The organism is Reyranella sp. (assembly GCF_004297265.1).
Classification (GTDB): domain Bacteria; phylum Pseudomonadota; class Alphaproteobacteria; order Reyranellales; family Reyranellaceae; genus Reyranella.
This window is the reverse complement of record NZ_SCUT01000001.1, coordinates 20,361-33,789: the sequence shown is the minus strand read 5'-3', so window position 1 is coordinate 33,789 and position 13,429 is coordinate 20,361. Positions and strand designations below refer to the sequence as shown.

Below are 13,429 nucleotides of genomic sequence, written 5' to 3'. Positions count from 1 at the left end.
GTGCAGACCGGCCCGAACGTCCGCGAGCCGCAGAACCGCCGCGTCGAAATCGTCATCCAGTAAGCTGGACGACCCTCAACAGGGAAGAAGGCGGTCCTCACGGACCGCCTTTTTCTTTGCTCAGAGCTTGCGCAGCACGGAGTCGACCACGGCGAAGTGCTGCTCCCACGTCGGTGCTGACCAGGAGGTGAGCCTACGGATCTGAGCTTCACGCTTCGGCGACCGTGGCTGGGCGTACTCGACCACCGCGGCATGCCAGGCCAGGCCGTCTGTCGGATCGAGATAATCCGGGATGTCGCCGCCGACCTCCCGGAAGACGGGGATGTCGCTGCAGAGGACGGGAGCGCCCTGCGTGAGCGCTTCGGCGAGAGGGAGGCCATAGCCTTCCGCAAAAGATGGGAGCAGCAAGGCGCAGGCATCCTTCAGCAGGCCGGCGACAGTGGCATCGGGCAGTCGGCCGCACTCCTCCACGAAGCCGTGAAGGGCTCCGTTGCGCTCCAGCAGATCGATCGCGTCCCGGCTTTTCCAGCCCCGCTCTCCCACGACGAGGAGGCGGGGCGTGGAGGGCCCCAGTTCACGGTGCAGCTCGAGCCACACATCCAGGATCAGCTTGTGATTCTTCCGTGGCTCGATCGTGCCCAGCATGACGAAATAAGGTTGCTGTGGAAGTACGGCCGCTGCAGGCCCGGCACAGCGGTGCAGTGCTACGCCGAGCGGCGCGACGACTGGTATGCGGGACCCCAGCTCGTCGCCGAAGCGGGTCCTGAAGGAGTCCGACGTCGTCTCCGAGTTTACGAGGATGATGTCGGCCAGACGCGCCGCATTCTCCATCCGTCGATGATAAAGTTCAGCGTCTTCTTCGGTGAAATAGTCCGGGAGGAGGCTTGGAAGGATGTCGTGGACGAAGACGACGAGCTTCAGGTCGCCGGCGTTCTTCAGCTTTCTGATGAGCGAGGCACGCTCGAGATGAAGTTGGGATGGAATGATGTAGTGGACGCGCCCCCGCTGCGCCGTGACGAGCTGCTCGATATCGCCCCACGGCCTCATCATCAGCACGATGTGGATCCAGAAGGCGCGCAGTGCGACCCGCCAATGAGCGGTGATCGAGGTCGTGCCGCCCTCCCAGTAGCGGGCGATTGCCCGCGTGAATGCCGCGGCTGGCCGGTTGTTCACGATCCGGAGCCGGCCGAAGGCATCGAGCACAGTGAAATGCAGCCGGTCCGGTTGGCTCGCCAGGAAGTGCTCGGCATAGGCGAGTTCGACCCGGGGAATCCCCTTGGGCGTTCGTGACCACGCAGCATAGACCAGCCTCGAAATGTCGAGGATGAGCCGCGCTGGCGGCGAGGATTGCGGCGGGTCAGGGCTCACAGGGACGGTCCAAGGCCCAGAATTAATTGGATATTCCGGTGTTATCCAGCGCGGCGTCGCTCCACGTCTGCGGGTTCGATAGGATCGGGTGTCTGTCCGCTGACCGAAATCAGGCATTCGGGAGCCTTCCTGCGGATGGCCGGAACGCGGCATGATCGGCAGCGACATCGAGAGACCACTAGAAACCGGGGATACGACCATGCAGCGGCTCAAGTTCGGCGCCTTCCTTGCGCCCCATCATCCGATCGGCGAGAATCCGATGCTGCAGTTCCGCCGTGACCTCGACCTAGTCGAGCAGCTCGACGGCCTGGGCTACGACGAATTCTGGTGTGGCGAGCACCATTCGAGCGGCTGGGAGATGATCGCCTCGCCTGAGATGTTCCTGGCGGCAGCAGGCGAGCGCAGCAAGCGCATCAAGCTGGGCACCGGCGTGATCTCGCTGCCATACCATCACCCCTACAACGTGGCCCAGCGCATGGTGCAGCTCGACCACATGACCGGCGGCCGCGCGATCTTCGGCTCCGGTCCCGGCGCGCTGGCTTCCGACGCGCACACGCTCGGCATCGATCCGATGGTCCAGCGTGACCGCCAGGACCATGCGATCGGCATCATCCGCCGCCTGTTCAGGGGTGAGCGGGTCACCGACAAGACCGACTGGTACACGATGCAGGATGCCGCCTTGCAGCTCCTGCCGCTGCAGGAAGACATGCCGTTCGTCGTGGCCTCTCAGGTCAGCCCCTCGGGCATGACCCTGGCCGGCAAGCATGGCATTGGCATCATCTCGATCGGCTCGATGTCGAACGAGGGGCTGCTGGCGCTGCCGACGCAGTGGAAGTTCGCCGAGGACGCCGCGAAGAAGCACGGCCAGACGGTCGATCGCCGGAACTGGCGCGTGCTGCTGAGCTGGCACGTTGCGGAGACGCGCGAGAAGGCCCGCGAGGAGGCTAGGGTCGGCCTGCACCGTTGGCACAACGAATATATCGTTGGCACCTTGCAGCGCCCCGGCGCGGAGCCTTTTGCCAATCCCGACGAGGCGGTGGACAAGACGGCCTTTACGCCGGGTTCGGCCGCCACGATCGGCACGCCCGATGACCTCGTGAAGGTCATCAAGGACGTCTATGCGAAGAGCGGCGGCTTTGGCACGGTCGTTGGCTTCGTCCACGACTGGGCCAATCCGGAGAACACGCGGCGTAGCTGGGACATGGTCGCGCGCTACGTCGTTCCGGAGATCAACGGCTATGTCACCAAGCTGCGCGAATCGCAGAAGTTCCTGATCGAGAATCGCGGTGTCTTCGAGCGGGCGCAGCAGGCGATCATGGCGAAGATCATGCAGACCGAGGGCGGCGCGGAAGCCCTCAAAGTCACCAAGGCGCCGCGCTTTGCGGCGGCTTCGGCCGCGGTGCCGGACTTCGAGAAGGAAAATGCTCGCTGAGCGGGACGATGAGGCGGCGCCCGCGGCGCCGCCTCAGTTCTGCTGCTGCCGCCAGACGAAGATCGAGCTCATTGTGTAGTTGAAGGTGGCGCCGACGACGACGCCCGCGATGCCGGCTATCCACCAGCTCTCGTTCGAGACGAACAGCCACGACGCCACGCCGATATTGGCCAGCGCGCCCACGCCGCAGACGACATAGAACTTCAGCAGCCCGGCCAGCGCTGCGGTGCCGCGCAGCTTCATGTCGCTGTAGGTGAGGAGATTGTTCACCAGGAAGTTCGAGGTCATGGCGACGACGGTCGCCACCGACTGAGCAGCCTCGAAGCCGAACCCACCCAGCAGACAGATCCGCAGGACGATGAGGTGGATCGCGAGGCCGATGGCGCCGACGATCATGAAGAACAGGAAGCGGACCGAAACGGTGCCGCCCGTGATGCGGTGCAGCAGCAGCCCGAGGAAGTCGAGGATGGCGCGCGTGTCGAACTTGGAAAGGCCTTCCTGGCGGGAGCGGAATCGATAGGCGACCTCGGCTACGCGCATCTGGCCGCGGGTGCTGGCCAGGATGTCGAGCAGGATCTTGAAGCCCGACGGGACCAGGCTCGGGGCAACGGTTTCGAAGACCTCCCGCCTCAGCGCGAAGAAGCCGCTCATCGGATCGGAGACCTGCCGGCCGATGATGAAGGCGGCAAGGCGGGTGGCGACACGGCTGGCGAAGGCCCGTCGGGCTGAGAACCCGCCTTCGCTGCTGCCGTCGCCCACGAAGCGACTGCCGATCACGAGATCGGCGTCGTCGTTCTTCAGCTTCGCCAGCATGGCGGGAAGAATGGATTCGTCATGCTGGAGGTCGGCATCCATGACCGCGACGTACGGTGCGGCCGAACTGAGGGCTCCCTCGATGCAGGCGCCGGCCAGGCCGCGCCGGCCGACGCGACGGATGCAGCGCACACGGGCATCGGCCTTCGCCAGTTGCTTGGCGACCTTCCAGGTGCCGTCGGGGCTGTCGTCGTCGACGAAGACGACCTCCCACGAAATGTCGCCCATCGCCTTGTCGAGCAGGCCTACGAGGTGCGGCAGGTTCTGCGATTCGTTGAAGGTCGGAACAACGACTGAAACCGTCGGGGAGAATGATTGCATCCGCGAAGCAGTATATTGCGAGGGCGGGGACGGTCCTAATGGATTTGCGCGGCGAATCGGCCTGGAGAGCCGGGGGCACCTGTTGACTTCGCAGATGTCACGCGGTCCAACGACGGGCTCGGAGCCTATCGCGGGCTCGCGGGAGAAACGCGATCCATCTCCAGAATATAACCTTGGAATCCGTCCTGAAATGTTCTGATCCGCGACTTCTCGGTAAGCGACTGCCGATCGATAACGAGTGCGAGTTCCTTGGTCGCGGCCTCCATGTCTTCGAGCCTGACCAGGTGAACGCCCCAGAGGAGAACAGGGCAGCCCTCGCCATCCACCCGACGCCGCAAATCGGCCTTCACATCCTGGGGGAGCCTCAGAGCCTTCAAGTCTTCGCTGAAGATCATCCGGGGCCTCGCATGCCCTTTGAGGTAGCGGCCGTAGGCGTTCTCGTAGATTTCTTCGGCATAGCCCGGTTTGAACCAGCTGGGAGAATCCGTGTTGAGCACCGGGACTATTTGGTCCCGGCACTCAGGCAGGTTGCTGATCCAGTCGGCGGTAAGGCGAAAAGGCTCACTCCACAGCATCGATTCGGTACTGGGCCGAAGGCGATCCATAACGATGGTCGCCATGGCAAGAACGGCGACCGGCAGGGCGATATTGGCACCAAGCCGAACTGCGCGCAGACGATCCGACTGAAGGGCGTCGTAGAGCCGGGCACACAGGCCCCACAGGAACGGGGCACAGATGAGCAGATAGCGTGACGTGAAGTTGGGAGCAATCAGGAGAGAGCTGCTGATCCCGCCTATCAGCACAAGCAGGGGTACGGCCGCGGTTAGCGCAGTCACCGGATCGTATGGAAATTTTCCCAGCGCGACGTGTCGCCAGCCTGCACCTCGCACCAATAGCACGACGACGCAGAGCACAAGCACCATGCGGCCGATCTTTCCGAAGGCCAGGATGGCTGCACCCTTGATGCCGCCGACGTACCAGTCGAGGTTGTTCTGTAGCCAATTGTTTCCCAGCTCATTCTTGGCAAAGTTGACTACGAACAGCCCCACATAGGCCGCGGTGATCAGGAGCACACCGAACGCGCCCGCCACCATCAACAACCGATGGCGTCGCCTGACGAGAAAGAGAACGAACAGCGCCGACAGCGCCGCGATCACCAGATAAAAATGCGTGAAGCAGGCGACGACGCAGAGCGTCAGGAGGACGAATACGCGTCTCGATTGAAGGCGGTCGTCGTCCCCATCCTTGTCTCCGGCAAGCAAGGCAAGCGAAACAACCAGTATTCCCGAGCCGATCAGCAAGGCCAAAGCGTAGTTGCGGGCGTTTTGCGATTGGACGACCCAGTAGAACGAACCGGTCGCCATCGCCGCACCGAACAGGCGGGCTGGCAGGCTGAAGCTGCGCCTCGTCCCGAACGCGAAGAGCAGGATCGCGGCGCATGCTGCGAGCGCAGAAAAGCTGCGCAGGGCGCTGTCCGAGGTCCCGACAACCTTCGAATACAGGGCGAGGGTGACGGAGTAGAGCGGCGAGTTGAGGTCGGAGGCGATGCGGGAGAACAGGGTTCCGGGGCGCCCACCCGGCTCGACGATGCCGGCTGTCAGGAGCTCGTCGATCCACATACTCTTGTAGTCCAGCCCGACAAATGCGCCGATCAGGCCGACGACGCAGGCAACAGAGAAGCCGGCGATGGCAAACCTGGAGTCGATCGTACGAGCCATTGTCCCTCGCGGCGGGGGCGCCCGTCGCCTGGGTGCCATCTGACTAGGTCATACATCGCGCAAAATTTTCCGACAATGTCCAGACCGATAGCCCGGTGGCGGCAACAGCGGCGGCAGATCGGCCTTGTATGCCGGGGCTGGTCTCCTAGACTTCGGCCACTTTCCAGCGGCCGGTGGCATTTGATGATTCGATCGACAGGGGGAACGAACAAGGCCCCGGACCGCCTCATGGCGATCCTGCCAAAGCTCTGCTTCGCGCTTATCGCCGCCCTGACGGCCGGCTACACCATCGCCGGCGCGATCGTCCGGCCCAACATGTATTCCGACAGTGGCTGGGGATTTCACGGCTGGTACACCCAGGACCGAGCCGCGGCATTCAACTATTCGCTCGGTCTGGATTACGCCGATATATCGAAGGAAGTGCAGGGTTTCATGACCACCTGGACGCCCGGGCAGCACGTCCTGCCCGGACTGGTCGAGAAGCTCGGCATGAGTCTCGGCCTGGCGATCATCGTCGTCGTTGCCATCTTCTCCGTGCTCGGCCTGTTCGGCTGGTTCGCCCTTTACAGGTCGTTCGGCTTTCCGCAGCAGACGACGGCGATCACGCTGCTGATCGTAGCCTGCACCCGGTTTTTCAACCTGTCCTTCACGAACTATTCCGGGGGCGAAGTGCTGCTGTTCGGCGTGGCGCCCTGGTTCATTTTCATGGCCTGGCAGCTGCGTGATCTCCGGTGGTTTGCCGTGCTGCCGCTGATAGCGGGGACGACGGTGATGGTATTCGCCAAGCTGAGCGGCATTGTCATCGGTGCTGCCGTCGTTGGCGGCGCGGCGATCTGTGGGGACGATGCGTGGCGCAAATGGGACACCATCCGCAAGCTCGTCGTGGCGGGCATCACCATCGGCCTGATGGGCGGGATCTTCTACTTTGCCTGGTACTCGCGCGGTATCACGGCGGCCTCCATTCCGGCGGATATCCATCCGGACGGGCTACTCTTCTACATTTCCCTCGGCATCGGCAGCCTGTGGAGTTCCGCGCTATCGCTGTTCGATCTTGCCAACTACCTGTTCCTCAATCCCGGCCGGCAGATCCTCAAGTCGGGAGACGCAGTGGCCTACATTTTCTTCCCACTCGCCGTCCTGGCTTATGCGGTCACCTGGGAGCGGCTGAGGCACGGCTACGGCGAGTACCTGCGCTTCGCCTATGCGGTCTCGGCCGCAATTCTTTTGCTTTTCCTCTTCATCTGGATGACGGGCAAATCCCTCAGTTACGACGAGCGTCATTTCCGAATTCCGTCACTGCTGTTGTTCGTCGGCGTCGTGCACGCGTTCACAACCAGCCGGTCCTCGCTGCTGCGGATCTGCTTCGTCGCCGTGGCGGGTCTGGCATGCCTCTATGGCGTGACGTCGTTCGTGACGCGCACCCTTGCGAATTCGCATTATCCGATAGGTGACCGCGGTTTCCGTCAGATGAACGCATCGGCGGAAGCCATTGCCTACATCCGCACCAACGACCTCGCGGGGCCCGACGCGAAAAAGACGCTCATCTTCCTGCCATCGCCCGAGATCGCGCTGGAAGTCCGGAACGCAAGGAGCTGGTCCAACCAGGCCGACTTCGATTCGCTCGAGTCCCTGAAGGCTCAGGTCTATCGCGGCCGCGTCGACCGCCTCTACGTCTTCGTCCAGAAAAAGCTGCTGGGCAACGGCAAGGCCGATGCCATCCTGCGCTCGTTCGTCGACTATCCGATTGACGGCTGGACGATGGTGCCGCTCGGCGATCTCGTCTGCTTCTACCAGGTCCGCAACTAGGGCGCGGCGCTGTACTTGTAGAAGCGTACCAGCTCGATCGGCATGAGATTGCCTTCCGAGTAACGGTTGCTCACACCGCCCAGCAGATTGTTAACCGGGAAGGCGAGGGACACCAGGAAACCCAGGATCGCGATCGAGCGAAGGTCCTGGCGGGCAAGCCTGGCCCAGGCCGCGATGGCCATCGATACGAACAGCACGGGCAGGGTGTAGGCGAGGCTGCGATCGACATCGAGCACCATGAGCGATGCCGCCACGATCGCACCGGTGACGCCGACGATTGCCATCAACGAGAACCACCACCGCTTCCTCACGAGGATGATGCAGGCCACGAGGGGCCACAGCCAGAGACCGGCCAGCACGTGCGGCAGCTCATACTGTACGCCGGGCAGGTTGAGCGGCAGGACACTGAAACCGACATCCTTGCCGGCGCCGATCGGGATATGGAGCCCGTAGCCGAACATCAGGACAAGGCGGATGATTCCGGCAACCAAGATGGCCCCGGCAGAGGTGAACGTCTGGATGTTGAACCAGTCGGGCCTGCGGCCGTCGCTGTGGCGCATTGCCCAATAGACGACCACCAATGGCGAGACGATGACCGCGCGTTCGTCGGTGAAGCAGGCCGCGATGACGGCGGCCGCGATGACGGGCGGGCTGCGGAACGCAACCGCAACGGTGAGGAACGCAAACGCATAACCGTCCCCCATGCCGCCGAGTTGCAGGAAGGCAGCCTTGCCGGCATAGATCGACGCCACTCCGAACACGCTGGCCAACGCCACGATGCGGTCGCCGAAGAGGTCCATCGCGATCTTGGCGACGAGGGCCAGCATCAGGATGCCGAGGCCGAACTGGATGGCCAGCAGGCCGCGCCAGTCGACGTGCAGAACCTTCATGGTGAGCGGGAGAGTGAGTCGGAAGGCGAGCTTGGCGTCGTGCAGCGACTGGTCCTTGTACTGCTCTCCCGCCGTCGCCAGCGGATCCGCCGCCTGACGCTCGAGGACCGGCCAGAAATTGACGATCTGCCCATCGTTGCCGAGAAAGAAGCTGATGCGGGGGAAGGAGATGAACAGCGACAGCGCGATCGCCAGTGCCACCCCCCAGGCCAGCCACAGGCGCCGTGCGGCGATCAGGCCGAAGGCTGCCCCGCAGCGTGACATGATCGCGTCGTAGATCTCTTTCAGCATCAGATGTTGAGCCTGTTGAAGACGAAGTCGGGCAGGGCGCGCACGACGAACATGATGAGCCGCCACTTACGCGGCAGGTAGGCGACGGGCGTGCCCCGTTCCAAGGCGTCGACCGTTCCCTGGGCTACGGACTCGACCGAGGCGAGGCGCCTTCCCCGGGCCTTGTATTGAGCCGTCATCGGCGTGTCAGTCGGACCGGGCTTGATAAGCACGATCTTCACGCCCGAGCCGGCGAAGCGGTGCTGCAGGCCCTGCGCATAGCGGTCCATCAGCGCCTTGGAGGCGCCGTAGACATAGTTCGCCCGTCGGCCGCGGTCGCCGGCGACCGACCCGATCATCCCGATCGTGCCGCGCCCGACGCGGCTCATGGCGCCGGCAAAGGCTTCGGCAAAGAGGACGGGCGAGACGCCATTGACCTCGATCGAATAGCGCGCCTGCTCGATATCGTCCTGGCAGGGTTGCTGGGGCGACAGCACACCATGGGCGATCAGCGCCATGTCGACCGGCCCCTGCGCCGTCCAGCGCGCCACCGCGGCGGCGATCGCCGGGGCGGAAAGGAAATCCAGCGTTTCGACGGAGATTTCGGCCTGGTCCGCGCGGGCGCGCAGGTCGGCTGCGATCCGCCCGGCCAGCTCTACGTTGCGCGCGACGAGGATCAGCTCGACGGGTCCGCATTGCACCCACAGCCGGCAGCAATGCTCGGCAATGGCCGATGTCGCGCCGATCACGACAATGCGTTTCTTCTGGTCCACTCACTGCCCCATCAAACGTCGTGACATGCCGGAGCTCATCCCGGGATCGCGGAACTTCGCAAGCTCCGGCGCCCGCGGATAGCCCGCTTCGAACAGCTCGCGCGGCATGCGGGCGTCCTTGGCGAGGTAGAGCCGTCCGCCGGTATTGCGCACGACCGCATCGAGCTCGACGAACAGGCGCTCGGTGCGTGGACCACGGTTGGGGAAGTCGAGCGCCAGTGTGATCCCCGGGGTCGGGAAGCTCAGCAGGCCGGCGGAGACACGGTCGCCGAAGGTCTTCATGACCGCGAGGAAGGAGCCCTGTCCCGAACGGGCGATGATGTCGAGGATGTCGTGCAGGGCGGCGGGTCCTGCATCACGCGGCACGACGAGCTGGTATTGGAAGAAGCCGCTCGGGCCATAGAGCCGGTTCCAGTCCTGAATGTCGTCGAGCGGGAACAGGAAAGTGTCGAATGCTCGTCGCCTGGCTCGGCGTCGGTGGCTGTTCAGCTGGTAGTAGACGCTGTTGAACACTGGCAGGGTCAGCCGGTTGAAGAGCGAAAGCGGGGGCGTCACGGGCACGGAGAGACGGCGTGGCAGAGGCGGCTTGCCGGATTGGTCGACCGCGGGATTGGCTCTCAGAAAGATTCCGCGCGGGCGGCTGCCGGCGGTGCAGTCGAGCCACGATACGGTGTGCTCCCACAGCGACTCGGAGTCGTCCGCGAGCGTCAGGAACTCATCGAGGCTGCGGTAAGCAAAAATCTCCGTGTCGAGCCACGGCCCGGCCACCCGCTGGAGCTGCAGTTCGGCGGTGGCGATGAGGCCGGTCAGGCCGATGCCGCCCACGGTCGCGGCGAACAGGTCGGACCGAACGCCGGGACTGCAGTCGACGACCTGGCCGTCGGTCCGTACCAGCGTCAGGGTGCGGAGGTGGTGGCCGAACGAGCCGACCCGGTGATGGTTCTTGCCGTGCACGTCGTTGGCGATGGCGCCGCCTACGCTCACGATCTGTGTGCCCGGGATTACGGGCAGACCCCAGCCGCGCGGTACCAGAAAACGCTGGATGTCGCGAAGCTGCACACCGGCCTCGCAAACCAGGCGACCGTTCTCGGGATCGAAGGAGTGGAAGCGGTCCAGCCGGGCCGTGCTGAGCAGCACGCCGCCGGGGTTCAGGCAGGCGTCGCCGTAGCTGCGGCCCATGCCAAGCGGAATCGCCGGTCCCCTGCCGCTGAGCTCGTTGGCCAGCGTGGCGATGTCGGACAGTTCGGTAACTTGATGAGGCTCCGCGCTCAGGCGTCCCCAGGAGGAAACAGGTCTCATCCGTCCTGTGCCCGAGAAGCGAAATGCTGCGGAGAAATGTTACTTCGTCCGCCGGCCAAAGGCCACGCCAATAACGCCCCTCCGGCAGGCATCGACTGGCGGAGGGGATTGCCAGCCTCCATGGGAGCCCGCATAGATGGCGCTCATGAAGGGTGTCTTGGGGCAATGAATTCACTTTCGTCGGGGACGACGATGGTGGGGCTGATCCAGCTGGTTCGGCCGAAGCAATGGGTGAAGAACGTCTTCGTCTTCGCGCCCCTGGTCTTTGCCCGCGAGTTCACCAATCCTCAGTCGATAAAGCTCTCGCTGCTGGCCTTCATCCTGTTCTGCGCTGCATCTTCGGCCTGCTACATCGTGAACGATCTGCACGATATCGAGCGAGACCGGCGGCATCCGGCCAAGCGCCAGTCGCGGCCGCTCGCCGCCGGCCGCGTCGGGCGCGGCGGGGCGCTCGCGCTGCTGTGCGCTATTCTGGCGGGGCTCGCGGTGGCGGCGATTTTCCAGCCCTACGTCATGATGGTGATCGCGGGCTATCTGGTGCTCAACATCGCCTACACGTTCGTGTTGAAGCAGCAGCCCGTCCTCGACATCTTCAGCATCGCCATCGGCTTCGTGCTGCGCATCTGCGCCGGCGCCGTCGTGCTCGACCTGCCCTTGTCGAGTTGGATGCTGATCACCACGCTTTGCCTTGCCCTTTACCTCGCCGCTGTGAAGCGGCGGCAGGAGCTGCTGGGCAGCGGTTCGGATGGGCGCGAAGTGCTGGAAAAGTATTCACCGACGCTGATCGAACGCTACGCCGAGATGTCGGCGACGGGTGCGCTGGTCTTCTACAGCTTATTCGTCATGTCGGCGAACCAGAAGCTCACCGCGACCATCCCCTTGGTGATCTTCGGCCTGTTTCGCTACTGGTACGCGGTGGAGCGGCTGGGCGTCGGCGAGTCGCCGACCGACGCGCTGCTGTCGGATCTGCCGCTGCTCGCGACCGCGGTGGCCTGGGTCGCGGTCTGCGGGATCGTTCTCTACACGTAGGGGTAGCCCTACTTGCGGGCAAACGTATAGAAGCGGTGACCAACATAGCTCGTCGCCGCGGGCGCCAGCACGCCGACCAGATGCGCGATGTCGTCGGCGTGCCAGGTGAAGGCGATGGCGGGGAACACGATTCGCGCGAGGCCGACGCTGATCGCCCAGACGAAGCCCAGCGCCACGATGTTGACCAGAACGAAGCGGCGGACTTCGGAGGTGACCGAACGGCCCGACGCATCGAAGACGAAGCGGCGTGCCAGCAGGTAGGCGGTCGCCATGCCCAGGAGATAGGCCACGGCCACCGCCACTTCGAAGGGCATCAGATGGTTGAGCGCGTACCGGCTGAGCAGGTTGACCAGGGCGGCGATGCCGCCCGTGACCAGGAATTTCAGGAACCGGAGGTTCATCGGCCCTCGGCGCGCCACACGCCGGGATCGGCGATTGCCTGCGCCATGAGCTTGCCGTAGCGCACGCTTTCGGAGATGCCGCGATCCTCGGGATAGTAGAAGCAGGTGTCGGCGATCTGCAGGCCCCGGATCTCCGTCTGCACCTTGGGGATCTTTGAGAGGAAGCCCGGCTCGCAGACCGGCTGGGCATGGTTGAGCCGGCCCACGTGACTGGCGAGGAGGTCGCCCGGCTGGAGTGCGGGGTTGAGCTTCCGCAGGTACCCGAAGGCTTCGGTCACGAACGCCTCCGAGCCGCGGCCGAACTTCGGATGCGTCTGCGGCATGTAGTAGGGCACGTAGACGATCGTGTTGGGCAACTTCCGCAGGTTTGAGAATTCGACGATGCCCGGTATGTCGATGGTGGTGTCGTTGACGTTCAGCCAGAAATGCCCGGTGACGGGTTTTGCAAGCTTCAGGAGCACGCAGACGACACCGATATTGCGGATCGCGTCGTACCTGGCCTTGGCCTCGGCCGACAGGCCCGGCACGAGCTTGGACACGAACGGCGTCGGCACGGTCGAGATCACGGCGTCGAAGGCCTGCGCAGCATCGTCGGCGATGACTCCCGTGACGCGGCCTTGCCGGCTGGTGACTTCGCTCACGCGGGCGCCGAGTTTCAACGTGCCGCCGCGCTCGGCGATGGCTTCGACCAGGGCGTCGACGAGCGTTTGGGAGCCACCGTCGATGTAGCCCAACTCTTCCTGGAGCATCGACGCGCGCGACGTGCCGACGCGCTTGATGCGGGTCCATATCCAGGCAGCCGAGATATTGTCGGCAAACTCGAAGAACTTGAGATCGAAGAGGCGCTTCCAGAGCACGTCGTAGGCGCGCCTGCCGCCCCACTTCCTGAACCACTCCTTGGCGTTCACGTTCTCCAGCGCCGACCAGTCCGTGCGCTTGGTCGAAAGGAACATGTGCAGCCCGTATCGGATCTTCGAGATCAATCCGAGCCTGGGAAAAGCGAGCAGGGCGAGCGGATCGCCCCAGCGATAGTGCTTGCCATCGATGAAGTAGCCCATCGAGGTGCCGCGCCAGACCATGCGATCGGCAATGCCGAGTTCTCTCATCAGATCGAAGGTCGGCTGATCGGCCTTGCAGACGAAATGGTAGAACCGCTCGATCGACAGGCCGTCGAAGTCGAAATGGGCGGCCATGCCGCCGGCGACCCGGTCGGCCTCGAAGACCGTGACGTCATGACCCGCCTGCAGCGCGTGGTAGGCGGCCGCCAGCCCCATGGCGCCTGCTCCGATGACGGCGACACGGGCCACGC

Annotated in this window: 11 protein-coding genes; 3 read left to right on the top strand and 8 right to left on the bottom strand. The window is 64.1% G+C overall.

Features of this window, described 5'->3' with window-relative positions; translation table 11 throughout:
* Positions 1–120: 120 nt before the first annotated feature.
* Positions 121–1,536 carry a glycosyltransferase family 1 protein gene (locus EPO41_RS00165; RefSeq protein WP_296319001.1) on the bottom strand — a complete coding sequence of 472 codons (1,416 nt, stop codon included), beginning with the start codon at positions 1,534–1,536 and terminating at the stop codon, positions 121–123.
* Between the two features lie 31 nt (positions 1,537–1,567).
* On the opposite strand from EPO41_RS00165, the gene EPO41_RS00160 reads away from it, so the two are divergent.
* The gene (locus EPO41_RS00160) at positions 1,568–2,800 is read left to right on the top strand and encodes an LLM class flavin-dependent oxidoreductase (RefSeq protein WP_296318999.1); all 1,233 of its coding nucleotides are present in this window, start codon (positions 1,568–1,570) and stop codon (positions 2,798–2,800) included.
* A 33-nt stretch (positions 2,801–2,833) separates the two neighbouring features.
* Here the strand turns inward: EPO41_RS00160 and EPO41_RS00155 are convergent, their stop codons facing one another.
* Together EPO41_RS00155 and EPO41_RS00150 are read right to left on the bottom strand one after the other, a co-directional pair.
* On the bottom strand, positions 2,834–3,934 hold the full coding sequence (locus EPO41_RS00155) for a glycosyltransferase family 2 protein (protein ID WP_296318997.1): 1,101 nt from the start codon (positions 3,932–3,934) through the stop codon (positions 2,834–2,836).
* Between the two features lie 125 nt (positions 3,935–4,059).
* On the bottom strand, positions 4,060–5,652 hold the full coding sequence (locus tag EPO41_RS00150) for a hypothetical protein (protein WP_296318995.1): 1,593 nt from the start codon (positions 5,650–5,652) through the stop codon (positions 4,060–4,062).
* 228 nt (positions 5,653–5,880) lie between these two features.
* Between EPO41_RS00150 and EPO41_RS00145 the strand changes: the two genes are divergently transcribed.
* The gene (locus tag EPO41_RS00145) at positions 5,881–7,458 is read left to right on the top strand and encodes a hypothetical protein (protein WP_296318993.1); all 1,578 of its coding nucleotides are present in this window, start codon (positions 5,881–5,883) and stop codon (positions 7,456–7,458) included.
* Here the strand turns inward: EPO41_RS00145 and EPO41_RS00140 are convergent.
* From EPO41_RS00140 to EPO41_RS00130, 3 genes are read right to left on the bottom strand one after another with little or no spacing between them, the layout of a single operon-like run.
* On the bottom strand, positions 7,455–8,639 hold the full coding sequence (locus EPO41_RS00140; RefSeq protein ID WP_296318992.1) for a hypothetical protein: 1,185 nt from the start codon (positions 8,637–8,639) through the stop codon (positions 7,455–7,457). The genes EPO41_RS00145 and EPO41_RS00140 overlap by 4 nt on opposite strands.
* Positions 8,639–9,391 (bottom strand): SDR family NAD(P)-dependent oxidoreductase, encoded by a 753-nt coding sequence (locus EPO41_RS00135; RefSeq protein ID WP_296318990.1) that lies wholly within the window; start codon positions 9,389–9,391, stop codon positions 8,639–8,641. The genes EPO41_RS00140 and EPO41_RS00135 overlap by 1 nt, the downstream gene beginning before the upstream one ends.
* Positions 9,392–10,690 carry an FAD-binding oxidoreductase gene (locus tag EPO41_RS00130; protein WP_296318988.1) on the bottom strand — a complete coding sequence of 433 codons (1,299 nt, stop codon included), beginning with the start codon at positions 10,688–10,690 and terminating at the stop codon, positions 9,392–9,394.
* 165 nt (positions 10,691–10,855) lie between these two features.
* Between EPO41_RS00130 and EPO41_RS00125 the strand changes: the two genes are divergently transcribed.
* Positions 10,856–11,719 (top strand): decaprenyl-phosphate phosphoribosyltransferase, encoded by an 864-nt coding sequence (locus EPO41_RS00125; protein WP_296318987.1) that lies wholly within the window; start codon positions 10,856–10,858, stop codon positions 11,717–11,719.
* 8 nt (positions 11,720–11,727) lie between these two features.
* Here EPO41_RS00125 and EPO41_RS00120 read toward each other — a convergent pair whose 3' ends face one another.
* Complete coding sequence (locus tag EPO41_RS00120; protein WP_296318985.1) at positions 11,728–12,120, bottom strand: GtrA family protein; 393 nt, start codon at positions 12,118–12,120, stop codon at positions 11,728–11,730.
* The gene (locus EPO41_RS00115) at positions 12,117–13,427 is read right to left on the bottom strand and encodes an NAD(P)/FAD-dependent oxidoreductase (RefSeq protein ID WP_296318982.1); all 1,311 of its coding nucleotides are present in this window, start codon (positions 13,425–13,427) and stop codon (positions 12,117–12,119) included. Before EPO41_RS00115 ends, EPO41_RS00120 begins: the two co-directional genes overlap by 4 nt.
* Positions 13,428–13,429 lie beyond the last annotated feature (2 nt).

Bases quoted from the DNA above. Each gene is read 5' to 3' on its own strand.
- EPO41_RS00165 (WP_296319001.1), bottom strand. From the start codon at position 1,536: ATGTCGCTGCCGATCATGCCGCGTTCCGGCCATCCGCAGGAAGGCTCC.
- EPO41_RS00140 (WP_296318992.1), bottom strand. From the start codon at position 8,639: ATGCTGAAAGAGATCTACGACGCGATCATGTCACGCTGCGGGGCAGCC.
- EPO41_RS00155 (WP_296318997.1), bottom strand. From the start codon at position 3,934: ATGCAATCATTCTCCCCGACGGTTTCAGTCGTTGTTCCGACCTTCAAC.
- EPO41_RS00160 (WP_296318999.1), top strand. From the start codon at position 1,568: ATGCAGCGGCTCAAGTTCGGCGCCTTCCTTGCGCCCCATCATCCGATC.
- EPO41_RS00120 (WP_296318985.1), bottom strand. From the start codon at position 12,120: ATGAACCTCCGGTTCCTGAAATTCCTGGTCACGGGCGGCATCGCCGCC.
- EPO41_RS00130 (WP_296318988.1), bottom strand. From the start codon at position 10,690: ATGAGACCTGTTTCCTCCTGGGGACGCCTGAGCGCGGAGCCTCATCAA.
- EPO41_RS00145 (WP_296318993.1), top strand. From the start codon at position 5,881: ATGGCGATCCTGCCAAAGCTCTGCTTCGCGCTTATCGCCGCCCTGACG.
- EPO41_RS00125 (WP_296318987.1), top strand. From the start codon at position 10,856: ATGAATTCACTTTCGTCGGGGACGACGATGGTGGGGCTGATCCAGCTG.
- EPO41_RS00150 (WP_296318995.1), bottom strand. From the start codon at position 5,652: ATGGCTCGTACGATCGACTCCAGGTTTGCCATCGCCGGCTTCTCTGTT.